Here is a 23104-nt window from a genome sequence, read left to right as displayed (position 1 = left end):
GCGCCGCCCAGGAATTAGGCGCGAGTGTACGGAGTGCCATTGGGCCTGGCAAGCTCGGGGAAATGCGCGGCGCTCAGCCGTGCTGCGCTTCCAGCGAAAACACCGTCACAGCCGCCTGCAACTGCCTCGCCTGATCCGCCATCGACGCCGCCGCGGCAGCCGCCTGCTCGACCAACGCCGCGTTCTGCTGGGTCACGTCGTCCATCTGCGCGACCGCGCGATTGACTTCTTCGATGCCGGTGCTTTGTTCCTGCGACGCCGACGAAATCTCGCCCATGATGTCGGTCACGCGTTTCACCGCGTGGGTGACTTCGGCCATCGTCTGCCCGGCCCGCTCGGCGAGTTCAGCGCCGCTGCCTACGCGTGCCGTCGAGCTTTCGATCAGCTCCTTGATCTCCTTCGCCGACACTGCGCTGCGCTGCGCGAGCGAGCGCACTTCGCCTGCCACCACCGCGAAGCCGCGACCTTGTTCGCCGGCGCGCGCCGCTTCGACCGCCGCGTTCAGCGCGAGGATGTTGGTCTGGAACGCGATCCCTTCGATCACCGCGATGATGTCCGTCATGCGCTTCGAGCCCGCCGCCAGCTCACGCATCGTTTCGACCACATCGCCGACGAGATGGCTGCCGCGCGCCGCGACTTCCGACGCGCCGTGCGCCACGCCGCCCGCCTGCTGCGCGTTCTCGGCGTTCATCTTCACCGTCGACGTCAGTTCCTGCATGCTCGACGCGGTTTCCTGCAACGCGGCGGCTTGCTCTTCCGTGCGTTGCGACAGATCGGTATTGCCTTGCGCGATTTCGCCCGACGCCATCAGGATCGATTCGCTCGATTCGCTGATGCCCGACACGATGCCCGCCAGCCGCTCGCGCATGTTGCGCAGCGCGAACAGCAAGCTGTGAGAGTCACCCGCGCGGGTTTCGACGCGCACGCTGAGGTCGCCGCCAGCGATGCGGTTGGCGATCTGCATCGCGTAATCCGGTTCGCCGCCGAGCTGCCCGGACAGACGACGCGCGATCACGGTGGCGAGCAGCATACCCGCGACGATCGCACCCAGCACCAGTGCGCTCATGACGATGCGCATGTGCTGATAGCCGGTGGACGCTTCCAGTTGCGCGTCGTTGGCTTGTTGGCGGCGATAGTCGATCAGCGCCGTGATGCGATCGCGCAGCGCCTCGCTCGCCGCAATCGCGCGACGCACGAGTTCGTTGTTATCGACACCTGCCGGAATCGGTTCGAGACCGATCTGCTGATGCACGATGCCTTCCCACACCGCCGACTTGCGCAGCACGTCGTCGAATATTTCCTGGCCCTGGCTCGTCTCGATCGTCGCGCGATACTGGTCGTAGGCGGCGTGCATCTCCTTGAGTGAGCCGACTATGTTGTTCTTCAACTTTTGACGGCCGGCGTCGTCGGCGGCATAGCCGAGATTCGCGGCGGCCAGATCGGAATCGATCTTGTGCCGGTTCGCCTCTTCCATCCAGTACAAGCCGTCCATGTGTTTATCGCCGATCGCGTCGGTAATGCCGTGCATCGCCGACAGCGTACTCAGCGACGTCGCGCCGATCACGACGCAAAAACCAATCACCACGGCAAACGCCAGCAGCAGTTTCCTGAACACGGGCATGCGGTCGAACCACTTCATTTCACCATCCTTCATGAGTCACGACGGGACGTCGGCGCCGCCACGCCGTCGCGAAACCTTCGCGATCATCGGATACGTGGCGGCACTCCCACCTCATTTACGGCGGCCATCACCGAGACTTGATAAGGGAAATGTCAGGAATAACCGGGACAGGATGTTGTAAGCAATGCTTAGCGCACGAGGCCGGGTCGCGAGAAGCCATTGCGCGCGGCGTATTGGCGATATGTTTGGGATTCGTCTGATGTATAGGGGCGAGGCAACCTCTTAGACTTGTTTCTGCTGCGTTGACCCCATGAGTAAACGCACGCGATGTTGTTGTAACTCTCCGACTTTCCCGCTCACGCTTCCCCGGTGTGAGCGGTTTTTTTTCGTCCGTGCGATCCGTTGTTTGCGCTCGCGAAGATGCTGCGATGCGCCTGCTTTACACGTGCGTTGCGAAAGCGACGTCTGCGAGTTGCAAGGTGTAGTCGCGCACGTCGTCCGGCCATGTCGCGACGATCTCTTCGAAACGCGGGCGATCGTCCGCGTACAGCGCGCGGGTGGCATCTTCATAGCGCGGCAGATTGCCCGCCAGCGCGGTCATGAAGCGATACACGGCTTCCTGCGCCGCGCGCCGGCGGTCCTTGTCCTCGCCGGCAGCGCGCGCCGCATCGACCAGTTTGCGTAGCGCGACCGAAGCGCCGCCCGACTGCCCGTTCAGCCAATCCCAATGACGCGGCAACAACGTGACTTCTCTCGCCACCACGCCGAGCTTGGGCCGGCCACGACCACGCGGAGCGTCCTCCGCTGCGTCGACGGCGGCGTGAGCGGTTTCGGCTTCGTCATTCTGGCTTGCGAGTCGCGCGACGATCTCCTCGGGCGTGCCGCGCAGATCGAATTCGACCGGCCGGCTGGTGATGTCGTCGAAGACCAGCACCGGTGCCTGTTCGCCGCGCGCGAGCACTGCTCTTACCGCGAGCGCTACGTCGGGCAAAGCGCCTGACGCGATGCGGCGATGGCCTTCGAACGCGGTGCAGGTTTGGGAACGGGCGGTCATGACAAACTCCAAGAAAAGAATTTGCCGAATTATATCCGGGTTAAATTCAAATGCAACATATTACCCGGGTAGATTTATGCGACATCTCTCAGACAGAGTTCCGCGCTTCGGTTCCGGGCGCCATCGTGGCGGCGCCGCCGTGCGACGCGTGCGTCACGGTGCGATAGCACAGCACGCGATTGCGGCCCGCATCCTTGGCTTCGTATAGGGCGTCGTCGGCGGCATTCAGGAGGGCGCGGCTAGTTGCGAATGCCTGGCCTCGCGTGGTGGCGATGCCGATGCTGACCGTCAGCACATGATGCGAACTCGCCACGTGGCGAAGCTGGAGCGCCTGAACCGCGGTGCGAATCTTCTCGGCGATGAAGCTAGCGCCGGTTTCGTCGGTGTCCGGCAGCAGCACGGCGAACTCTTCGCCGCCGTAGCGCGCCGCCGTGTCGCCCGGACGCCGCACGCTCTGCGCGATGCAGCGGGCCACGCCGGTGAGCGCGTCGTCGCCCGCGGAATGGCCGTACAGGTCGTTGAAACCCTTGAAACTGTCGACGTCGATCAGCAGCATCGACAGCGGCCACGCGTTGCGCTGCGCGCGGCGCCATTCTTCTTCCGCGTGTTCCTCGAAAGTGCGGCGATTGTTCAGGCCGGTCAGCCCGTCGGTGCGCGCCAGCACGCGCAACTCTTCTTCGGCCGCGCGGCGATGCCGCAACTGATGCGAGAACAGCACCGCTAGCGCGATGATCGTCACGTCGAGCGCGGCGATCAGCGAACCGATGATCCACGCGCGCCGCCGCCACTCCACGTAGATATCGTGCGTGGATAGCGCGACGTCGAGGATCAGCGGATACATGTCGATATGGCGGAACGCATACCAGCGCTCGACGCCGTCGATCGCCGCCGTACCGAAGAAGTCCCCGCTCGGCTGCTGGGTGAAACGCGAGTAATTGGCGGTGCCGGTCAGATTGATACCGATGATTTTCGGGTCGTAAGGACGCCGCATCAGCATCGTGCCGTCGCTCAGCATCAGCGCCATCGAGCCGCCGGCGCCGAGATTCATGCCGGCGAACAGGCTGCGGAAATAGGTGAGGCGCATGGTGCCGGCCACCACACCGCCGAAACTGCCGTCCGGTCGCGTAATGCGCCGGCTCAGCGCGATGCTGACTTCCTTGCCGCTGATCTTCGGCATGAACGGATGGCTGATGTACAGGCCGACATTGGGCGAGTCTCGCTGCACCTTGAAGTAGTCGCGGTCGGCGAGATTGACGTGGCGCGGCGGAGAGGCTTGCGAGTCGAACTTGACGTTGCCGGTCTCGTCGGTCACGAGGATCGAGCCCATGTCTTTGGCGCTCGCCGAGCCGTCGAACAACACCATCTGGCGGATGGCCGGCTTCAGGTCCAGCACGCCGGGCTGTTTCAGGCCGTCGATCACCGCGCGCAGCGAGAGATCGTAAATCTCCAGATTGCGCGACACGTCGCGCTCGACCAGCAGCGACACGTTGAAGACCGAGTCCTGGGCGCGCCGCAAAGCGTCGTCGCGCATCTGCGCCAGCACCCACACGGCGATCGCAAGAATCGCACTGGCCAGCACGATACTGATAGCAATCACGATGTTCGGTCGGCGCGTCACCATGGGCGTTTCTTTCGAACATGCGCTGACCTACGCGCGTGAAGAAGAGGGCCGCGTCCGGACCGGCGCGTACCGTGAACCGGTAGCGTACCAGACGATGTGCCGCGCCGAATCATCGAAAAGACCGGTTTTTGCCGGGTCGGGCGAGCTTGACGCTGCTCGCCCGTGCTCAGCCGGTATGGAGATCGAGCATCGGCCCGGATGCCGACCGGCTCAACGCGCGGATGTCGGCGGTCTCGAGCACCGCCTTGTCGGCGCCGTGACGGGCGACCGCCAGCATGGCGAGACCGATGTCTTCGGTGCTCAGAATCTGGTTGGGGAAAAGCGCACGCAGCGTCGACAGGAATGGCCGGGCCAGCGTGTAGAACAGTTGGTACGAGCGGGTCTTGGAGCGCGCGCCGTTCAGCGGTTGAATCACGCCCGGACGGAACAGGTAGACGCCCTTGAACGGCAGCCGCTGCAACGCGTTCTCGGTCTTGCCCTTGACGCGCGCCCACATGCTGCGGCCTTGCTCCGTGCCGTCGGTGCTTGCACCGGACACGTAGACGAAGGTCATCTGCGGATTGAGACGGGCGAGCGTCTGCGCCGCCGCCAACGTGAGGTCATAGGTGAGGCGCGCATACTCCGCCTCCTGCATTCCCACCGACGACACGCCAAGGCAGAAGAAACATGCGTCGAAACCCTTGAGCGATGCTTCCGCCGCGCGATAGTCCATCAGGTCCGGCTGAACCACTTCGATGAGCCGTGGATCGAGCTGGCCGGTGCGAGTGCGGCCGACTGTCTGGACCACTTCGACGTCCGGCGCGCGCAAACACTCGCGCAACACGCCCTGCCCGACCATGCCGGTCGCGCCAAAAATGAGAACCTTCATGATGCATGCTCCATGGTCGCGCTGGGCCAGCGCGCGTTAGTCAGTGCTTCGGAAATCGCCCACAAACGGGCGGCGACCGCGGTTTGCGCTTTCTGCTCCTTGCGTCCGGTGAGCACGACGTCCGCGCCCGCGCCGGCCAGCACAAGCGCCGTCTCGAAACCCAGCCCTCCGGTCGCGCCGGTGATCACCGCGAGGCGGCCGCTCCGAGGCGGAATGTCCGCGGAGGTCCAGTTCGCCATGTTCATGGTTCTCATGGTTGCCTTCGGTCGGTTTCGGCCCTTGACCTGCTTGCCAGGCTCGGCTCGGCGCTCAAGCTTTCGCCGATGCGGCCGGGAATGCCGGCAGCGGCGACGGCGCGGAGAAATCCGTCGACTCGCTGACGGCACGCCACGCTTGCGCGTCGGCCGCGCGTGCCTTCTCGCCTTCTCCACAGTAGTGCAAGGCGTCGGTGCCCAACAAAAGATGCGCCGGCAAAGCATCGTGATAAGCCAGCTTGAGCACCACTTGCGCGACCTTCGCCGGATCGCTGGCTTCGTGGCCGATGTACTGAGACAGCATATCGATGACGGCACCCACCGACGGCACGTAATCCGGCCACAATTCCGGCGTGGCGCCAGCCGCCTCGTTGCCCCATTCCGTTTTCATGCCGCCCGGTTCGAGCGCGGTGACGTGAACGCCGAACGGCGCGAGTTCCTGGCGAATCACTTCAGTGAAGCCGCCCACGGCCCACTTGGCAGCCTGATAGGCGCTCAAGCCGGCAATCCCCACGCGCCCGCCCACCGACGAAATCTGGATGATGTGCCCGGCGCGCTGCTGTCGCAGCACCGGCAAGGCCGCGCGCGTCACGTTGACGACGCCATAGAAGTTGGTGTCGATCTGCGCGCGGAAGTCGTCCTCGGAGCTTTGCTCGAACGGAACCAGGTGACCGAAGCCCGCATTGTTGACCACCACGTCCAGCCGGCCGAACGCGTCGACGGCGGCTTGCACGGCTTGGCGCGCCGCCTGCGGATCCGTGACGTCGAGCGCGACCGCGCGGACCCGCTCGCCATAACGCGCCGACAGATCAGCCAACTGACGCGGGTCACGCGCGGTCGCGACAACCTGTTCGCCTGCCTGCAAAGCTGCCTCGACAATCTCGCGCCCAAGTCCACGGGCGCTACCGGTGACCAACCAGACCTTAGCCATATTGCACTCCTTGAAGTTAATTGAGCAAGTAATCACTCATTAATACGACAAAAAAACTTAGTGACGGGCGATCGCGTTCCAGAACGCGTCGAAGCCAGCGCGGCGATAACGCTCGGCCTCAGCCGGTTCCCGAGCGATGAAGTCCATGGTCGTTTCCGCCAAAGCGCCCATGATCGCCGACAGAAAAGCCGGCGGATGATCCCGCAACGCGCCGCTCGCCACGCTTGCCTGAATCATGTCGTTGATGTCGGCGAACGACTGCATGCCCTTCGCCCGCGTGTGGTCGGTCAAGCGCTCCGACACGGCCAGTTGCGCCACGGCGCGGCGCTTGTTCGGTTGCGCGACACCCCAGTCGACGAACTTGTTCCACACGTGTTGCGCCCGCTCGCGCACGGTGGCGTGCTTCGGATAACCGGCCACCATCACTTCGCGCAGTTCGGCCTTGATGTCGAGATACAGGACGTTCAGCAGGTCGTCTTTGTTGTCGAAGTACGTGAACAGCGTGCCTTCCGCCACACCCGCCACTTTGGCGATGCGCGACGTGGGCGCACCCAGCCCTTGCTCGGCGATGACCTCGGCTGCAGCAGCAAGGATGGCGTTACGTTTGTCTTCGCTCTTGGGACGGGCCATGCGGATTCGGTTTTGCTGCAATCAATAAATGAGTGATTGCTCAATCATATACACGAACGGCAAATCGTTCAAGCGGTTTTCGACATCTTGCTCAACGGGATGCTTTCATCACACGCCTAAATATATTCATTTGGCACGAAATCCATTTTCCTCGGTCATCGTGTGCAAGCCTTTTAGAGATATACCCGATCCGCCTTCAGTACTCGAGTATGCGAACCGATATCCGGTAGATGGGATACCCATTTTGTGTCTCACGGCGATGCGCTTTCACTGATGCATCGACGTGAGACACCGAAGGGATAGACCGCGCAAACCCGCCGCGGTACGCGGCGGCGATCTAGACGCTCCCATACCCGGACCTGAGAGTCCATTGCGAACGGATCCACGTTTCGTTATTGGAGAAAAAAATCGTGACACTGAAGCACCTCACCATCAAAGCAAAACTCATTGCCGGTTTTGGCATGCTGTCTCTTATCGTCGTCGCGGTTTCCGGGCTCTCCCTGAAAGCGCTCAGCGACTCGACCGATGGATTTTCCAGCTTCGTGCACGGCATCAACGCACGCGCGGACATGGCGGTGCAGGTGCGAACCGCGGTCGATCGCCGGGCAATCGCCGCGCGTAACCTCGTGCTCGTGACCAAACCTCAGGATCTCGACATAGAGAAAGCCGATGTGCTGCGCGCGCACGAAGATGTGCAGACCGATCTGAAGAAGCTCAATGCCATGATCGCGACCGCTACCGACACGTCGGAAAAAGCGCGCAGTCTCGTCGCCGAGATCAACCGGGTCGAGGCGTCGTATGGACCGGTCGCCACCGACATCGTCAATCTCGCGCTGACCAATAAACGCGACGAAGCGATCGTCAAGATGGACGATCAATGCCGGCCGTTGCTCGCCGCGCTAATTCGCGCGACCAACGCGTATGCCGACTACACGCATACGCGCCAGGAACAGATGATCAACGAGTACGCGGCGCATTACGAGAACCAGCGCAATCTGCTGATCGCGATCAGCCTGATCGCGGTGGCGCTAGCGATCGGCGCATGCGTGCTGATCACGCGCGCGGTGACCGGACCGCTGCGCCAGGCGATCGACGTCGCGCGCACCGTATCGGAAGGCGATCTGCGCACGCGCATCACCGTCGACGGTAACGATGAGACCAGCAAGCTGCTGGGCGCATTGCGCGAAATGAACGAGCGGCTGACGACCATCGTCGGACGCGTGCGCGACAGCAGCACGAGCATCGCCGGCGCAGCGCGCGAGATTGCTGCGGGCAATATGGATCTGAGCCAGCGCACCGAACAGCAGGCAGCCTCCCTGCAGGAAACGGCGTCGAGCATGGAGGAACTCACCTCGACGGTGAAGCAAAACGCCGACAATGCACAGCAAGGCAGCATGCTGGCCGCGAATGCTTCGTCGGTTGCGCAGAAAGGCAGCGAGGTAGTCGGCCAAGTGGTGAACACGATGCACGATATCAGCGACAGCTCGACCAAGATCGCGGATATCACGGGCATCATCGAAGGCATTGCGTTTCAGACGAACATTCTCGCGCTCAACGCGGCCGTCGAAGCCGCGCGCGCCGGTGAACAGGGCCGCGGTTTCGCGGTCGTCGCGAGCGAAGTCAGAAGCCTGGCGCAGCGCTCATCGAGCGCGGCGAAGGAGATCAAGGATCTGATTGCCACCTCCGTGGACAAGATCCGCGACGGCTCGGCGCTCGCCGGCGAAGCGGGCAAGACGATGGCCGAAGTCACCCAGGCGGTGGCGCGGGTGACGGACATCATGTCGGAGATCGCGGCGGCATCGAGTGAACAAAGCCGTGGCATTGAGCAGGTCAATCTTGCGATCACGCAGATGGATAACGTCACACAACAGAATGCCGCTTTGGTGGAAGAAGCGGCGGCGGCTTCGCGGTCGATGGAAGATCAGGGGCAGCAGTTGAATGAGGCTGTGGCGTTTTTTCAGATTGTGGGTGGTGGGGCGGGCTTTGTTTCTGTTGCGCCTTTGCGTGAGAGGACGGTGCGACGGGAGGTGGCTGGTGCGCCTGTGCGGCGGGTTGTGCGTGCGACAGCTGCGCCGGTTGCGACGCCGGTTGCCGTGTTGGCGACGGCGGCGGTAGGTGCGGATGATGGGTGGGATAAGTTTTGAACGTGTATTTCTGCTTGAGCGCCGTGGTTGTTTGCGGGTGGCGCTCTCGCAGGACATGGCTTGGCTCGGGGAGCCAAGCGGCTTAAGTGAAAAGCCTGGGCCAGAAGCGCGAAAACCGGCGTGTAGCAGGTGCGTTGTTTCTAAAGAAAAACTTGGTGGGAGGAGGAGGATCGAACTCCCGACCTTCGCATTGCGAACGCGACGCTCTCCCAGCTGAGCTACCCCCCCGACGTCCAAACAATTCTAGCACAAGCATTTTCCGTTTTGCCAAGCCTCCAATCCCCTGGCAACCCGACAAAAAACCATCACTTAGATGGCGCACCCGCAAGCACCCAATCCACCACCGTACGAATATCCGCATCGCTCATCGATTGATGCGCGGGCATCGGAATCATGCCCCACACGCCGGAGCCGCCGTCCTTCACCTTGCGTGACAATTTCGCCGACGCTTGCGCATCGCCCTTGTACTTCGAGGCGATCTGCTGAAACGACGGCCCGACGAGTTTGCGATCCACCGCGTGACATCCCATGCAGGCATTCGCGTTGGCGACCCGTTGACCACTCGGCGCATCGGCGGCACGCGCGGCCGGCGCGACAACTCCCGCCAGCGCGCCAAGCATCACAGCGCTGACTGCAACGGCAACACCGCGCATCATGGCGACGTCGCTTTCGGATTACCTGGATGCACGGCGTTCGAATTAGTGACCGGCGCGGGGGCCTGCTGTTCGAGCGGCCGCGAACTCACCGACGAATCAGGAATCGCGCCGACGGTCGCCGCGTTCGCGTCCGGTTGCGAAGCCGCCACGGGCGCCGTCCCCGCTGCGGCGGCTGCCGCCGCGGCTTCCGCCGGCTGGATGTACTGGAACACCTTCACCACCTGCACCACGCCCGGCACACGGCTCGCGACGTCGGCGCCGCGATTGCCTTCGTCCATGGTGACGAGGCCCATCAGATACACCGAGCCACGCTCGGCCACCACCTTGAAGTTGTTCGCCGAAATGTTCTTCTCGGCGATCAGCGCGGTCTTCACACGCGTCTCGAGGTAAGTGTCATTGGTGCGCGACGAGAACGAGCTGGCCGGCATGATCGTCAGTTCGTTGACGATCGTGCTGACGTTGTTCAAGCCACGCACGATGGTCTCCGCGCGTTGCTTCGACACGTCCCCCGCCACTTCTCCCGTCAGCAGCACGCGGCGGTTGAACACGGCCACGTTGACGTGCGCGTTGTCGGGCAAGTTCTGGCTGATCTGCGAGAGCGCCTTCACCTGCAACTCGCGATCCTCGGTCTGCGCGCCGAGCGTGCGCCGGTCTGTCGCCACCAGCGCGCTGCCGCCCGCCGCGCCGGCAACGGCGAGAAAGCAACCCTGCAACGTTGCGGACAGCCCCGCCGCGAACCCAACCACCAGCACGGTTCTCACCAGTGTCTTCTTGACGCGGAATACGCTCATCAACTAGCTCTCCTTCGGAATCAGTCTCAGTCTTCGCCCAGCAACATGGCATCGATGCCGTCGCACAGACAATGGATGGTCAGCAAATGCACTTCCTGAATACGCGCGGTGCGATCCGACGGCACGCACACATGGATATCGGTATCGCTCAATACTTCCTGCATGCGTCCGCCGCCCTTGCCGGTCAGCGCGACCACGATCATTTCGCGCTCGTGCGCGGCCTCGATCGCGGCGAGCACGTTGGCGGAATTGCCGGACGTGGTGATCGCCAGCAGTACGTCGCCCGGCTGGCCGAGTGCCCAGACCTGCTTCGAGAAAATCTGCTCGAACGAATAGTCGTTGGCGATGGCGGTCAACACCGACGTGTCGGTGGTCAGCGCGATCGCGGGCAAGCCCGGCCGCTCACGTTCGAAGCGGCCGATTAGCTCGGCGGCGAAGTGTTGCGCGTCGGCCGCCGAGCCGCCGTTGCCACACGAGAGAATGCGATTGCCGTTGGCCAGCGCGGCGAACATCGTGTCGATCGCGGCGGCGATCGGCATCGACAGGGTTTCGAGGGCTTCGAGTTTGACTGCCGCGCTGTCGCGGAAGTGTTGTTGAATGCGTTCGACTGACATCGAGTCTCTATCTTCTACCGCGAATGGACCGCACTGCGCGGTCGTGTTGTGAAGTCGTATGTGAAGTCGTGCCGCTCCGATGAACCTGGCCAGCAACGCGATGCAAGCGCGCAAACCATCGCTTATTGCGCTGCTTCCTGCGTTGTCGACGCTGCCCCGTGGCCTGCACGCGAGCGCAAGTTTATCGCACTCACGCGCGTTCTCCGCGCATGGCGTCAGACTTCGTCGGCACGGAACGCATCGCGCAACCACACGAGCCGGCCGGCTTCGAACGCAATCACGTCGAACCGGCACGCGGGTTGATCCCGCAAGTGCGAGACACGGGTCACCAGAAAATGCTGCGCGGCGCGTACGATGCGCTGCTTCTTCTGCCACCCGATACTCGCCGCAGCGCCACCATATCGGCGTTGCGCACGCGCGCGGACTTCGACGAACACGAGCGCGCCGTCACGCTCGCGCATCACCAGATCGATCTCGCCGCCGCGGCACGACACATTGCGCGCGACGAACCGCAAACGCTGGCGCTGCAAAAATTCCTGCGCACGCGCCTCGAAAGCCGCACCGACGAGTTTGGACCCGGCGCGTCCCGAAAAGTTGTGCGACGTGGCGAAGGCACCGATCGGCGCCGTCGCGCTCATGGCCGGCGCGCCGCGCGGGCCGCGTGACACTGCGTGGCACAATGGCGGCCTCGTTTCGTCTGTTTGCGTCTTCTGCCTCATGACTCCTCTCTCCGAACTCGCGCAAGGGCAGCAGTACCCCACCTCCGCGCTGTATGTAGTGGCCACGCCGATCGGCAACATCGCCGACGTCACGCTGCGCGCGTTGCACGTGCTCGGACTGGTGGACCGTATCGCCGCCGAAGACACCCGCAACACCGGTCAGCTGCTCGCGCGCTACGGCATCTCGAAGCCGCTCGTCGCCGTGCATCAGCACAATGAACGGGCCGCGGCGCTGCGCCTGATCGAGCATCTGCAAGCGGGCGAACGCGTGGCCTATGTGTCCGACGCGGGTACGCCGGGCATCTCGGACCCCGGCGCGAAACTCGTCGACGCGGTCCGTGAAGCCGGCTTTCCAGTTATTCCCCTACCCGGCGCAAGCGCGCTCGCGACCGCGTTGAGCGCTGCCGGCGACTGGGTCGCAACGTTCTCGTTCCTCGGCTTCCTGCCGCCGAAAGCAAAAGCCCGCGCCGCGACGCTACAGCCGCTCGCGACCCATCCTCACGCGATGGTGTTCTACGAAGCGCCGCACCGGATCGTCGAAACGGTGCAGGCACTGGCCGACGCATTCGGCGGCGAGCGCAAGCTGCTCATCGCACGGGAATTGACGAAGTTACATGAAGCGCTGCACCGCGGCACCCTGGCCGAAGGGCCAACGTGGCTCGCCGCCGATCCGAACCGGCAACGCGGCGAATTCGTGCTGGTGGTGGAAGGCGCGCAGCCGGAAGCCGCCGGCGAACACGATCACGACGCGCTGCTGGGCATTCTGCTGGAGGAGTTGACGGTGAGCAGCGCGGCCAAAGTGGCGGCAGCCATCACCGGAGCGTCGCGCAACGCGCTGTACACGCGCGCCTTGGCGTTGAAGAAAGACGAAGAGTAAAGCTGACGGACAAATGAAAAGGGCCGCGTAATGCGGCCCTTCGTTTTTCTGCGGACACAACCCAAGCGGCCGCCGTGCTGCGCGGCGCTACGAGGAGCGCGCCTGACCGCGCTCGCCGCCGTTACATCACTTCTGGGCGCTCGAATCCGAGTTCGATGCCAGCATCTCATTACGCGCGTCGCGTGCTTCCTGCTGCGTGAGCCCTTCGATCTGCACCCGCGCCGTACCGGCGTGGCGCATGTCGAGCGCGGAGGCAGCGGCCATGGACAGATCGATCACGCGGCCACGCGCATACGGACCACGGTCGTTGATACGCACGACGACCGAGCGCGACGTGGCCGGATTGGTCACGCGCACATAGGAGCCGAGCGGCAACGTACGATGCGCCGCGGTCAGCGCGTGCATGTCGTAGCGTTCGCCGTTGGCGGTACGGCGGCCATGGAAGCCGCGGCCGTACCACGAAGCGCGGCCGGTCTGATGAAAGTCCGAAATGCCGGAACCATCATCCGTAAGAGGCTTTGCGTCGGCCAGCGAGGAGCCCTTGGCGGTCGCGTCGGAGGCCGGCGCGCTACCGTAAGCTTGCGGTCCGAAGGAGCCCGCTTGCGTCAATTTCGTGCTCTGCGGCGCGCCGCCTTCCGACGTGTTGCTAGCGCCCGGAGGCGTGGCGCAACCCGCCAGCACAAAAAAGGCAAAAAGAGTCCCCAGACCACGGGATAACCGAGTTTTCATAAGACGTGCAATCACATTGTCGAGCCGCATCACGCAAAATTGAGCGTGTTGCCTGCGACTCCGGCGGCAATGGACGACAACGCGCCGCGCAGACGAGCGCAGAACGTCAAAGCCCGGATGCGGCTCACTCAGCCGCTACCGCACGGTTAATTTTCACGTCTGGCGCAACCTGTCCCCGGCAGCCTGACCAGACCCCACATGCCGCCATCGAACGTGGCAAACACGTTCTTGCGCGCGAAACTCAGCGTGCAGGAACGGCGGCGTAGGCCCCACCCAGCGTCACGGCAGTTAAGTCCGTAGCAGGCGCGTGGCGCCTGGCTGGGCAAGACGTGTGCATCGAATGCATCGATACTTGATGGCCGTCCAAAAGTGCGACAGCCCATACTTGAGTGGCAATCCGCGTGCCCATTTTTGATGGGGACGCATCGCCCTGTGGCAGCACAATTCCCTGTGCATGGAGTGCATTATACCTAAAACAGAATTTCGGGATGACAAGCGACTGAAAACCTTGATGAATTTTCACTCCTGCTGCAAAAATGAGCAGCGCAAAGCCCGCTGCGCCGGGGCTTCGGCGGCCTCGGCGAACGTGGGCGAGAGGCCGGTACAATCAACGTTTTTCCAGCGGCGCCGTCATCCATGAAAGTCACCTTGATCCCCGTCACGCCGTTCCAGCAGAACAGTTCGCTGCTCGTTTGCGAGGCAACCGGACGCGCGGCCGTCGTCGATCCGGGCGGCGACCTCGACATCATCCAGGGCGAAATCGCGCGGCAGAACGTGACGGTCGAAAAAGTTTTCCTGACGCACGGCCACATCGATCACTGCGCGGGCGCGAAGACGCTGGCCACGCACTACGGCGTGCCGATCGAAGGCCCGCATCCCGACGAACGCTTCTGGCTCGACAAACTGCCGGATCAAAGCACGCGCTTCGGCTTTCCGGCCGCCGAAGCGTTTGAACCGGATCGCTGGTTGCAGAACGGCGAGACCGTGCAGTTCGGCGACGAAACGCTGGATGTGTATCACTGCCCGGGCCATACGCCGGGCCACGTGGTGTTCGTCAGCCGCGCGCATCGGCTCGCGCTGGTGGGCGACGTGCTGTTCGCCGGCTCGATCGGGCGCACGGATTTTCCGCGTGGCAACCATGCGGATCTGGTGCGCTCGATCCGCGAAAAGCTTTGGCCGCTCGGCGACGACATCACGTTCGTTCCGGGCCATGGTCCCACTTCGACGTTCGGCGCTGAGCGCCGCACCAATCCGTACGTCGCCGACGGAGTCGAGGCATGAGCAGCGAAATCTACGTGAGCACCGATGTCGAAGCGGACGGCCCGATTCCCGGTCCGCATTCCATGCTCAGTTTCGCCTCCGCCGCATATACCGAAGACAAGCAACTGATCGCCACCTTCTCGGCGAATCTCGAGTTGCTCGAGGGAGCCAAGGCGCATCCCGTGCAGGAAGCGTGGTGGAAGACGCAGCCCGAAGCGTGGGAAGCCTGCCGCAAGGACTTGCAGACACCGTTGGCCGCATTGACGGCGTATGTCGACTGGGTCGAAGCCTTACCGGGCAAACCGGTGTTCGTGGCAATGCCGGCCGGCTTCGACTTCACTTATATGTTCTGGTACATGATGCGGTTTGTCGGCCGCTGTCCGTTTTCGTGGTCGGCGCTCGACATCAAGACGCTGGCCTTCGCCATGACCGGGCTGCCGTACCGCAAGAACATCAAGCCGCGCTTTCCCAAGCACTGGTTCGACGAACATCCGCACACGCATGTCGCGCTGGACGACGCGATCGAACAAGGCGCGCTTTTCTGCAACATGTTGAAGGATCTGCGCGCAAGTCAGGCGATCACGCTCGCAGCGGGTAGAGATGGGGACGGCACAGGACAAAACGCCGCTGAGGAACCGGCAAATTAGGTAATCTCCCTCGTCGAACCCGTTTTACATTGCGTTTCGTTTTCGCGCCCTCTACCATGCGTTGATACGGCGACGCAAACGGAGGCGCAGTTGACACTCGATACGTTCTCTCAAAAAATCCTGCGCCTATTGCAGCTCGACGCACGCCGCTCGGTGCAAGAAATTTCCGACCAGGTCGGCCTGTCGAGCACGCCATGCTGGCGGCGCATTAAGGACATGGAACAGTCGGGGGTCATCCAGCGCTACACGGCGCTGCTGGATCGGGAAAAGCTCGGGCTGCACGTGTGCGCCCTCGCGCATATTCACCTCACGCGGCACACCGAAGGCGGCGTGGAACAGTTCGAGCGGGAAATCGCCACCTGCCCGGAAGTCACCGAGTGCTATAGCACGACCGGCGAATCCGACTACATTCTCAAGATCGTCGCCCCGGATATCAAGGCATACGACAGCTTCCTGCACGAACGCATCTTCAAGATTCCCGCCGTCGCCCAGGTTCGTACGAGCGTCGTGCTGCGCGAAATCAAGTTCGACACGCAATTGCCGCTGTGATCCGTTGATGGCTTAACGGCACCACGCCGCAGCATGCTCGAGTGGCGCCGCGGGCGTCAGGTGGCGCTGTGCGGTTCGGTCGCCTTCGCGCGCTCCTCAAGAGCCCCGCCGGCCTTTGGGTCGAGCGTCGCCGGATCGGCGTCCGCGGACAGCGCGTCCAATTCCAGTAGCAGGTCCACTTTGCGCGCGCCCAGGCGTGCCTTCAGCGCCGCCAGATCCACTCCAGCGCGTTGCGTTTCGCTGTCCAGCGCGCGCGACGACAACGCGGCCGGCAGCGCCACTTCGACATCCAGTCCCGTGCTCAGGTAGTGGATATTCACCGCCGCCGCTTTTACGCCGTGAGGCGCCAAGGCGGCGTTCACTTCCGCGATGACCCGCTCGCGCGTAGGCAGATCGAAGGGCGGACGCGCAAGCGCATCGTTCTCGGGATCGACATGAATCAAAGCGTCGAGCACGCGGTTGTCCGTCAGCACGCGCAAACGCGCCGACTCGGCAATGTAATGCCCCTCCGATACCGAGATCAGCGGATCGACCAGAATATGCGCGTCGACGAGCGCGAAGTCGCCCATCTTGCGCGTGCGCATTTCGTGCACGTCGCGTACGCCGGGCGTCGAGAGCAGCAGCGCGCGCATGTCGGCGGAGGCGGCGTTGTCGAGCGCGCGGTCGGAGAGATCCTGCAGCGCGTCCCAGCCGAACATCCAGCCCATGCGCGCCACCATGAAGCCGACGATCGCCGCGGCAATCGGATCGAGCAGCCGCACGCCGGCAAGGCTGCCGACAATACCGATCGCGACCACCAGCGACGACGCCGCATCCGAGCGCGCGTGCCACGCATTGGCGATCAACATGGCGGATCGCACGCGTTGCGCTTCGCGCAGCATGTAGCGAAACAGACCCTCTTTGGAAAACAGAACTAGCACCGCGACCGCGAGCGCGCTCATATGGACGGCGGGGATGCTTTGCAAATCGGCGAGACGCGTTCCGGCCCGCCATAACATGCCGACACCTACCGCGATCAGAAGCGCGCCCAGAAATAACGACGCCACGGTTTCGTACCGGCTATGTCCGTAATTGTGATCCGCGTCGGGCTTTGCGCCACTGTGCCGATTGGCAAACAGCACGACAAAATCGGAAATCAGATCGGCGAGCGAATGGACACCGTCGGCGACCAATGCCTGCGAGTGAGCAAACACGCCGATGACGATTTGCAGCGTCATCAACACTGTATTGAGCGCAATACTGACAAAGGTACTTTTGCGCGCAACGCGATGTTTTTCGGCGGATTGGGCAGCGGCGGCGGCAGGCATCTCTGAAGCGGAATGAAAAGTTCAATCCCTACATTCTACTCGGCGCATCTCGAAACGCGCTGGAGATACCTAAAAAATTCCTTTTAAATCAGCCGCTTATCTAAACGAAAAGCATTCGCGTTCAAGTTGGATGAAGTTCACGCGATAAAAACCCACGGCATTGGACGCGGCAATAAAAAACCGCGCCCTCGACGGTACGCGGTTCTCTCTTGCAACGGCAGACGCGATAGGTGCATCTGATTGAAGCTATTCGTATTACTTAACGGCCAGAGGCATTAGTTGCTGGCAAAGGGGCCGGCAAAAGCGGCTTGCCAGAAGCATTACTTCTGGATCAGAAACTTCTCGCGATCCAGACCTGCGATCCAGCGGGGCGGCTTGCCACGGCCAGACCACGTGCTGCCGCTATCCGGGTCGCGATACTTCGGTGCGACACCTGCGCGCGGACGCGCGGCTTTAGCCCCCTTGGCGGCACGACCACCACCGAGTTCTGTCAGAGAAATGCCGTAGTCGGTCATTTTCTGCTTGATCTCATTCAACACTTCCGCGTATTCGCGCGACTTCGCTTCTTCGATCTGCTTTTCGAGCTTCTCGCGCTGAGCGAGTAGTTCCTTGTAGGAAGACATAGGTTCCCTTTGTGGTTTGGATAAATGACTGCCAGTCTTAAGCCAGCTTGCCCTTTGAAGGTGGATCATGCCTCGGAATTTGACGGCGAGATTAACACAAAATAGAAAGATTACAAAAGCGCGCGCGTTAAATTAATCCCAATTCGTTTCAAAAAATTTCCGCCCCCCACCGCGTTACACCACTCCCTTTCAAATAGCTGATTTCGCATTTTGCTGAAAAACGCAGTTGGCATGAGTAATTATGGGATTAACTATCAAAAGATGAACATTAAGATGGTGATTTGGCACCAACATTTCACGCCATGAGAGCTTTAACATGAAACTTCGTAACATATTGCGACAGCCGTTCTGCGCTGTTATTACGCATGAGTGTTTTCCCCAAACGGCGGTAAAAAAATCTAATTCATGTAGCGCTGCATGCAATCTTCGAGCGCCGCGTGCAAGGTTTCGGTTTCGAGTTTCGCGTCGTCAAAGACAAAACGACTGCGCGCACCGTTCAGTTTCACATCGGCGCCATATCGATCGACACCGAGCAGTTGAAATTCGCCCTTGCTGCCGGAATGGCTAGCGAATTGCGCGATCAGCGCGTTCTCTTCATCGAAACCGAGTGGCGGCAAAGGATCGAGTTCGGCCCCGGCGAGCCATCCCATCGCGCCGAAGCCACCGATATAACGCAGCCGCTCGAGCCTCATCGCCCAGAACGTGAAATCGCCAAGCACGAGGTAGCGCTCCGCGTCCGGGTGATAGCGCAGATAGCGCTGCACCACCTCGGGCGTCGAGTCGACCGGCTCGAAGGTGCCTAGCAAGGTGACACGCTGGCCGCTCAGCACGTCGCCGTCGGGAGCGTCGACGGCCAGAAAACCGGCGCGCGGGTCGGCGTGCAGGTTATGAGTGTGCTCGGCCAGCCGACTCACGAGGATCGTCGGACGATGTTGCGGGTCCGGTGCGAACGGCAGCACGGACGGATAGGGAAAACCTTCCGGCTGGCGCGCGTGAGTGGCGAGCGTGCCGACAGCGGCCGTGTGCAGCAGATGCAGCGGAGCGTGAGCGGGAATATTCAAGTGCGCGTTCCTCGATAGATGTGCGGCGAATCACAAAAAGACCGGCCAGCGGACCACAATGCCCAACACACGCCCAACGCCTGTCACGTCCGGGCCAAACAATCGCAAAAATGCGGATTCCGCCTTCCAAGCATAAGACAGCACGCTTCGTTAGAATCGGAAATTCGCTTTCAACGCGCTTTCCCCGCGTCAGCGCTCCTCGAGATTTCCGTGTCAGACCGCTCCTCCGAACTCGCCACCCTTCCCGCCGCTCACCGCGACCTGTCCGATACCGCCCGGCAGCGAGCCCGTATCGCCACGATGGCGGTGTTCTTCATCGCCGGCATGATGTACGCGTCGTGGGGGGTGCACGTACCGACGGTGCGCGACCGTTTCCACCTGAACGCGGCGCTGCTCTCCGTTGCGCTGCTGGCCGTGGCGGGCGGCTCGATCGGCGCGATGGCGGCCAATGCCTCGTGGATCGCGCGGGTCGGCACGCGCCGCGCCTGCCTCACCGGCGGGCTGGTGATGGCGGTATGCGCGGCGCTGATTCTGGTCGTGCCCACTTACTGGCTGCTGCTGGTCGTGCTGGCCACCTTCGGCGCGGGCATGGCCACGCTCGATGTCGCAATGAACGCCGAGGCCAGCGCCGTCGAGAAAGCGCTCGGCAAGCCGATCATGTCTTCGTTGCACGGCATGTTCAGCGTCGGCGGAATGTTCGGTGCGGCGGTCGGCGGCGCGCTGCTGTCGCGCGGCATGGCGCCGGCGGTGCATCTCGTGCTGGCTGCCGCGGTCAGTGCGCTCGTACTGATCGCCGCCTGCCCTTCCGTGCTGCCGCACGTGCCGCACGCCGATCACCCCGACTCCGCCACGCCGCGCGCCAACCGCTGGCGCTCGCCGGCGTTGTGGGCGCTCGGCGCGATGGCGCTGGTCGCGCTGATCGCGGAAGGCGCGATGTACGACTGGGCCACCGTCTATATGCGCGACGTCGTGCTGGCCACGCCCGCGCTCGCGAGCGCGGCCTACGCGGCATTCTCGGGCGGCATGGCGGCCGCGCGCTTTGCCGGCGACGCGGTGCGCGCCCGCTTCGGCGCGCCGCAACTGGTGATGGCAAGCGCGACGCTCGCCTGCGTCGGGATGGTCGGCGCGCTGTTGCTGCCGAATGCGGTTGTCGCGCTGATCGGCTTTACGCTGATGGGCCTCGGTCTGGCGAACATGATGCCGGTGCTGTTCGCGGCGGCGGCGAACGTCAAAGGCATTCATGCGGCGGAAGGACTCGCGCATGTTGCCGGGTTGGCGTACTTCGGACTGCTGCTCGGGCCGGTGATCATCGGCGCGGTGACGCAGGTGACCAGTTTGCCGATCGGGTTGTCGGTGGTGGCCATCTGTTCCGCGTTGATCGCGCTCGTCGGTCCGAAGGTGCTGCGGCGTTTGAAGATCTGATGATGCGAAAGCGCGCCGCTGCTGCTTCGGTGCGTGCGGCGCCAAGCGAAACGCGCTCGCTTTACGTTACGTCGACACCGCGATCACGCCGATCACCAGCACGCTCGCGCAGACGACCCAAACCGTGGGCGACACAACCGGTCTCGGCGCACCGCTGACCGTAACGGCGCGGAAAAACCGCGCAATCGCCGCCAGCATCACATTCCGCCAGCGCCTCTTGAAAGCAGCACTCTTTTATCCGCGTGTCACAGTTCGTGATACGTATCGTAGTGACGCGAGAAGTCGTTCCTGTGGAGAAAATTGGTGAACGTCATCGTCACCGACGCATCCAGTCCTTCCACGTAATGCCACCAGCCAATCGGCAGAAACAGCAATTCACCGGGCGCGAGAGTGCATTCGATCAACTGCGCTTGCCGCATGGACGGGAAACTGTCGTAGTCGATCGCGCCACCGTCCACTTGCGAATAGCAATGCAGATGGTTTGCCATATACGGCGTGTCAGACAGCGGCACGAGTTTGATCTGTTTGCGGCCGATCACCTGCGCCATGAAGTTATTGGTCAGGTCGTGGTGAAACGGCGTCTTTGTTCCGGCCGGTCCCATCCAGAAGAAACCGGTGTCGGGAGACGCGGCGTCGAGATATTCGTCGATTGGCGGTACATCGGACCATAACGCCGCGAGCGCCGCGCGATTGTGCGAGGTGTTATTGGCGGTCATGTAGAAATCGTTAGTCCGCCCGCTCCGCTCGACGAGATCGACATAATCGGCAAAGCGCATCATGCGCCTGAGCCTGAGCTGATTGATTTCGTAATTCGCGTCCGTTTCGCGGCCGAACTGCAGTTCCACTTCACAATCGCCGCACCGTTCGCGAAGGTAATCCCAGTTCCATCGCGAACGCGCAGGCCAGAAATCGAATGCGCCGGTGATGATCACCGGCCGGTTCTGAAAGTAGTACTGCTCGAAGAACGCGTCGCGCGATAAACGTTCGCGCCGTTCGATTACACCGCTCGCCGCACGCATGCGATTGAGCTCGCCGTACACCGACAATATCCATTCGCGCTTACGCAAACGATTGCGCAAACGCGCTGCGCCGTGAAAATAAGGACTCGCGAGCGCCGCATCGATTTCTCGCGTGGCATCAGCCGCGTCGAAACCGTGGCCAACCAGCGCGCGATGCAACGCAGACGATGGTGCGTCGAGCAGCAGATTCTCGGCGATCCAGCGGCGCCACGCGTCGTCGAACGAACGGGTCACGGTGGTCACGGCAGTCTCTCCGAGCAATGCGGATCGGCAAAAAGAATCCGCAAAACAAAAGGCACGCGAACCTCGCGGCGCGCGTGCCTCTTTTCTCATGCAACCGAAGACAGACAACACGCTGCCTTCGGTCACGCGATTTTTACATCTTCACTACGTCGAGCAGCGTCTTCTTGCCTGCCTTGTAGTTGTACAGCGAGATCACGCCGTGCTGAAGGTCGCCCTTCGAGTCGAACGTGGTTTCACCGATCACACCCTTGTAATCCGTGCTCGGCATCGCTGCCAGGATCTTCGCCGGATCGGTCGAGTTAGAACGCTTCATAGCGTCGACGATGATGTACACAGCGTCATACGTGAACGGAGCGTAGATCTGGATCGGCTGACCGAAACGCTTCTGATACTTGGCGAGGAACGCCGAGCCGCCAGCCATCTTTTCGAGCGCCATACCGGCTTCCGAGCAGACGATGTTGTCGGTTGCGTCGCCAGCCAGGTCCGACAGCTTGTCGGTACACACGCCGTCGCCTGCCAGCACCTTCGCGCGCAAGCCGAGCTGCTTGGCTTGCTTGGCGAACGGGCCGCCGGTGGCGTCCATGCCGCCGTACATGATCGCGTCCGGGTTTTCGCCCTTGATCTTCGTCAGAATCGCGCGGAAGTCGACAGCCTTGTCGTTCGTCGCGTCATGCGACATCACGTTCAGGCCCAGCGACTTGGCGGTCTTTTCGAATTCGTTTGCGAGACCCTGGCCGTAAGCGGTCGAGTCGTCGACGATCGCGACGCTCTTCACTTTCAGACCCTTCGCTGCGTAGTTAGCCAGTGCCGGACCTTGTTGCGCGTCGGTCGCGACGACGCGGTACGTCGTCTTGAAACCTTGTTGCGTGTAGGCCGGGTTCGTTGCCGACGGCGAGATCTGCACGATGCCAGCATCGCTATAGATCTTCGAAGCCGGGATCGACGTGCCCGAATTCAAGTGGCCAACCACCGCGACGACCTTATCGTCGACCAGTTTCTGTGCGACTTGAGTTGCCGTACGCGGGTCGGCTGCGTCGTCTTGCGGATCGAGTTGCAGCGTGATTTTCTGGCCACCGATCGTCAGGCCCTTGGCGTTGATTTCTTCAACTGCCAGGCGCGCGCCGTTTTCGTTGTCTTTACCCAGGTGAGCGATACCGCCGGTCAGCGGTGCAACGTGACCGATCTTGACGACCGTGTCGGCTGCAGCCGAAGTTGCCAACGTCGCGAACAGCATCGCCGCAGCGCTGATCGGCAACAGCTTTTGAATCTTGATGTTCATGTAAGTCTCCAGTTTCGGTCCCAAAAACAACGTAATCGCCCTGTGCCCCCGCTTCCCCAACACGTGTCGCTCAGTCCCGTGGACGACCACGCCGGTTGCATCGTTCATGCACTTGGCCAGCACGCTCGCCGGACTGTTTGTGGCAGGCGGCAAACCGTACTTGCGCGCAAGTGTAGGCCATCAAA

General features: G+C 62.4%; 24 protein-coding genes and 1 tRNA gene. 6 read left to right on the top strand and 19 right to left on the bottom strand.

The window, feature by feature from the left end:
• Positions 1 to 73: 73 nt before the first annotated feature.
• From P0D96_RS07510 to P0D96_RS07480, 7 genes are all read right to left on the bottom strand, one after another.
• Positions 74 to 1639 carry a methyl-accepting chemotaxis protein gene (locus P0D96_RS07510; RefSeq protein WP_408312747.1) on the bottom strand — a complete coding sequence of 522 codons (1566 nt, stop codon included), beginning with the start codon at positions 1637 to 1639 and terminating at the stop codon, positions 74 to 76.
• Between the two features lie 421 nt (positions 1640 to 2060).
• On the bottom strand, positions 2061 to 2675 hold the full coding sequence (locus tag P0D96_RS07505; protein ID WP_408312745.1) for a DUF2239 family protein: 615 nt from the start codon (positions 2673 to 2675) through the stop codon (positions 2061 to 2063).
• Positions 2676 to 2763: 88 nt separating this feature from the next.
• A complete protein-coding gene (locus tag P0D96_RS07500) occupies positions 2764 to 4296 on the bottom strand; it encodes a sensor domain-containing diguanylate cyclase (protein WP_408312742.1) in 1533 nt (510 codons plus the stop codon).
• Between the two features lie 166 nt (positions 4297 to 4462).
• Positions 4463 to 5164: an NAD-dependent epimerase/dehydratase family protein gene (locus P0D96_RS07495; RefSeq protein WP_408180432.1), complete on the bottom strand. Its 702-nt coding sequence runs from the start codon at positions 5162 to 5164 to the stop codon at positions 4463 to 4465.
• A complete protein-coding gene (locus P0D96_RS07490; protein ID WP_408312739.1) occupies positions 5161 to 5418 on the bottom strand; it encodes an SDR family NAD(P)-dependent oxidoreductase in 258 nt (85 codons plus the stop codon). The genes P0D96_RS07495 and P0D96_RS07490 overlap by 4 nt, the downstream gene beginning before the upstream one ends.
• Positions 5419 to 5473: 55 nt before the next feature.
• A complete protein-coding gene (locus tag P0D96_RS07485) occupies positions 5474 to 6349 on the bottom strand; it encodes an SDR family NAD(P)-dependent oxidoreductase (RefSeq protein ID WP_408312736.1) in 876 nt (291 codons plus the stop codon).
• A 57-nt stretch (positions 6350 to 6406) separates the two neighbouring features.
• On the bottom strand, positions 6407 to 6979 hold the full coding sequence (locus tag P0D96_RS07480) for a TetR/AcrR family transcriptional regulator (RefSeq protein WP_132376305.1): 573 nt from the start codon (positions 6977 to 6979) through the stop codon (positions 6407 to 6409).
• 410 nt (positions 6980 to 7389) lie between these two features.
• Here P0D96_RS07480 and P0D96_RS07475 point away from each other — a divergent pair, with 410 nt between their 5' ends.
• The gene (locus tag P0D96_RS07475) at positions 7390 to 9123 is read left to right on the top strand and encodes a methyl-accepting chemotaxis protein (RefSeq protein ID WP_408312733.1); all 1734 of its coding nucleotides are present in this window, start codon (positions 7390 to 7392) and stop codon (positions 9121 to 9123) included.
• Between the two features lie 153 nt (positions 9124 to 9276).
• On the opposite strand, the gene P0D96_RS07470 is transcribed toward P0D96_RS07475, so the two are convergent.
• The 5 genes from P0D96_RS07470 to P0D96_RS07450 all read right to left on the bottom strand — a co-directional run bounded on the left by P0D96_RS07470 (position 9277) and on the right by P0D96_RS07450 (position 11822).
• Positions 9277 to 9351, bottom strand: a tRNA-Ala gene (locus P0D96_RS07470).
• A 77-nt stretch (positions 9352 to 9428) separates the two neighbouring features.
• On the bottom strand, positions 9429 to 9779 hold the full coding sequence (locus P0D96_RS07465; RefSeq protein ID WP_243658229.1) for a c-type cytochrome: 351 nt from the start codon (positions 9777 to 9779) through the stop codon (positions 9429 to 9431).
• The gene (locus P0D96_RS07460; RefSeq protein ID WP_408180412.1) at positions 9776 to 10570 is read right to left on the bottom strand and encodes a BON domain-containing protein; all 795 of its coding nucleotides are present in this window, start codon (positions 10568 to 10570) and stop codon (positions 9776 to 9778) included. Before P0D96_RS07460 ends, P0D96_RS07465 begins: the two co-directional genes overlap by 4 nt.
• A 26-nt stretch (positions 10571 to 10596) precedes the next feature.
• Positions 10597 to 11184, bottom strand: a complete 588-nt coding sequence (locus P0D96_RS07455) for a phosphoheptose isomerase (RefSeq protein WP_408180411.1) — start codon at positions 11182 to 11184, stop codon at positions 10597 to 10599.
• A gap of 215 nt (positions 11185 to 11399) precedes the next feature.
• Entirely contained in the window at positions 11400 to 11822 is a 423-nt protein-coding gene (locus tag P0D96_RS07450; protein ID WP_408180410.1) for a YraN family protein, read from the bottom strand.
• A 79-nt stretch (positions 11823 to 11901) separates the two neighbouring features.
• Between P0D96_RS07450 and rsmI the strand changes: the two genes are divergently transcribed.
• Entirely contained in the window at positions 11902 to 12780 is an 879-nt protein-coding gene (rsmI, locus tag P0D96_RS07445) for a 16S rRNA (cytidine(1402)-2'-O)-methyltransferase (RefSeq protein WP_132376338.1), read from the top strand.
• A 126-nt stretch (positions 12781 to 12906) separates the two neighbouring features.
• On the opposite strand, the gene P0D96_RS07440 is transcribed toward rsmI, so the two are convergent.
• The gene (locus P0D96_RS07440) at positions 12907 to 13509 is read right to left on the bottom strand and encodes a septal ring lytic transglycosylase RlpA family protein (RefSeq protein WP_408180409.1); all 603 of its coding nucleotides are present in this window, start codon (positions 13507 to 13509) and stop codon (positions 12907 to 12909) included.
• A gap of 636 nt (positions 13510 to 14145) precedes the next feature.
• Here P0D96_RS07440 and P0D96_RS07435 point away from each other — a divergent pair.
• From P0D96_RS07435 to P0D96_RS07425, 3 genes are all read left to right on the top strand, one after another.
• Positions 14146 to 14790 (top strand): MBL fold metallo-hydrolase, encoded by a 645-nt coding sequence (locus tag P0D96_RS07435; RefSeq protein WP_408180408.1) that lies wholly within the window; start codon positions 14146 to 14148, stop codon positions 14788 to 14790.
• Entirely contained in the window at positions 14787 to 15416 is a 630-nt protein-coding gene (locus P0D96_RS07430; RefSeq protein WP_132376342.1) for a 3'-5' exonuclease family protein, read from the top strand. Before P0D96_RS07435 ends, P0D96_RS07430 begins: the two co-directional genes overlap by 4 nt.
• Before the next feature lie 90 nt (positions 15417 to 15506).
• Positions 15507 to 15965 carry an Lrp/AsnC family transcriptional regulator gene (locus P0D96_RS07425; protein ID WP_012431468.1) on the top strand — a complete coding sequence of 153 codons (459 nt, stop codon included), beginning with the start codon at positions 15507 to 15509 and terminating at the stop codon, positions 15963 to 15965.
• Positions 15966 to 16021: 56 nt separating this feature from the next.
• Here the strand turns inward: P0D96_RS07425 and P0D96_RS07420 are convergent, their stop codons facing one another.
• The 3 genes from P0D96_RS07420 to P0D96_RS07410 all read right to left on the bottom strand — a co-directional run bounded on the left by P0D96_RS07420 (position 16022) and on the right by P0D96_RS07410 (position 18956).
• Positions 16022 to 17272, bottom strand: coding sequence for a cation diffusion facilitator family transporter (locus P0D96_RS07420; protein ID WP_408312727.1), 1251 nt, complete (start codon positions 17270 to 17272; stop codon positions 16022 to 16024).
• Positions 17273 to 17592: 320 nt separating this feature from the next.
• A complete protein-coding gene (locus P0D96_RS07415) occupies positions 17593 to 17895 on the bottom strand; it encodes an H-NS histone family protein (protein WP_132376344.1) in 303 nt (100 codons plus the stop codon).
• A gap of 398 nt (positions 17896 to 18293) precedes the next feature.
• Positions 18294 to 18956 carry a HugZ family pyridoxamine 5'-phosphate oxidase gene (locus tag P0D96_RS07410; RefSeq protein ID WP_408180406.1) on the bottom strand — a complete coding sequence of 221 codons (663 nt, stop codon included), beginning with the start codon at positions 18954 to 18956 and terminating at the stop codon, positions 18294 to 18296.
• Between the two features lie 210 nt (positions 18957 to 19166).
• Here P0D96_RS07410 and P0D96_RS07405 point away from each other — a divergent pair, with 210 nt between their 5' ends.
• The gene (locus tag P0D96_RS07405; protein WP_408180405.1) at positions 19167 to 20378 is read left to right on the top strand and encodes an MFS transporter; all 1212 of its coding nucleotides are present in this window, start codon (positions 19167 to 19169) and stop codon (positions 20376 to 20378) included.
• A 66-nt stretch (positions 20379 to 20444) separates the two neighbouring features.
• Here the strand turns inward: P0D96_RS07405 and P0D96_RS07400 are convergent, their stop codons facing one another.
• The 3 genes from P0D96_RS07400 to P0D96_RS07390 form a co-directional block, all read right to left on the bottom strand.
• A complete protein-coding gene (locus P0D96_RS07400; RefSeq protein WP_408180404.1) occupies positions 20445 to 20576 on the bottom strand; it encodes a hypothetical protein in 132 nt (43 codons plus the stop codon).
• Positions 20577 to 20623: 47 nt separating this feature from the next.
• A complete protein-coding gene (locus P0D96_RS07395; RefSeq protein WP_408312723.1) occupies positions 20624 to 21640 on the bottom strand; it encodes a cupin-like domain-containing protein in 1017 nt (338 codons plus the stop codon).
• Positions 21641 to 21773: 133 nt separating this feature from the next.
• Positions 21774 to 22919 carry a branched-chain amino acid ABC transporter substrate-binding protein gene (locus P0D96_RS07390; protein WP_132376348.1) on the bottom strand — a complete coding sequence of 382 codons (1146 nt, stop codon included), beginning with the start codon at positions 22917 to 22919 and terminating at the stop codon, positions 21774 to 21776.
• Positions 22920 to 23104 lie beyond the last annotated feature (185 nt).

The sequence above is a fragment of the Paraburkholderia sp. RL17-347-BIC-D genome (assembly GCF_046027915.1).
GTDB lineage: Bacteria > Pseudomonadota > Gammaproteobacteria > Burkholderiales > Burkholderiaceae > Paraburkholderia.
Note: the sequence above shows the minus strand (reverse complement) of the source record. Positions and strands in the feature narration are given on the sequence as shown.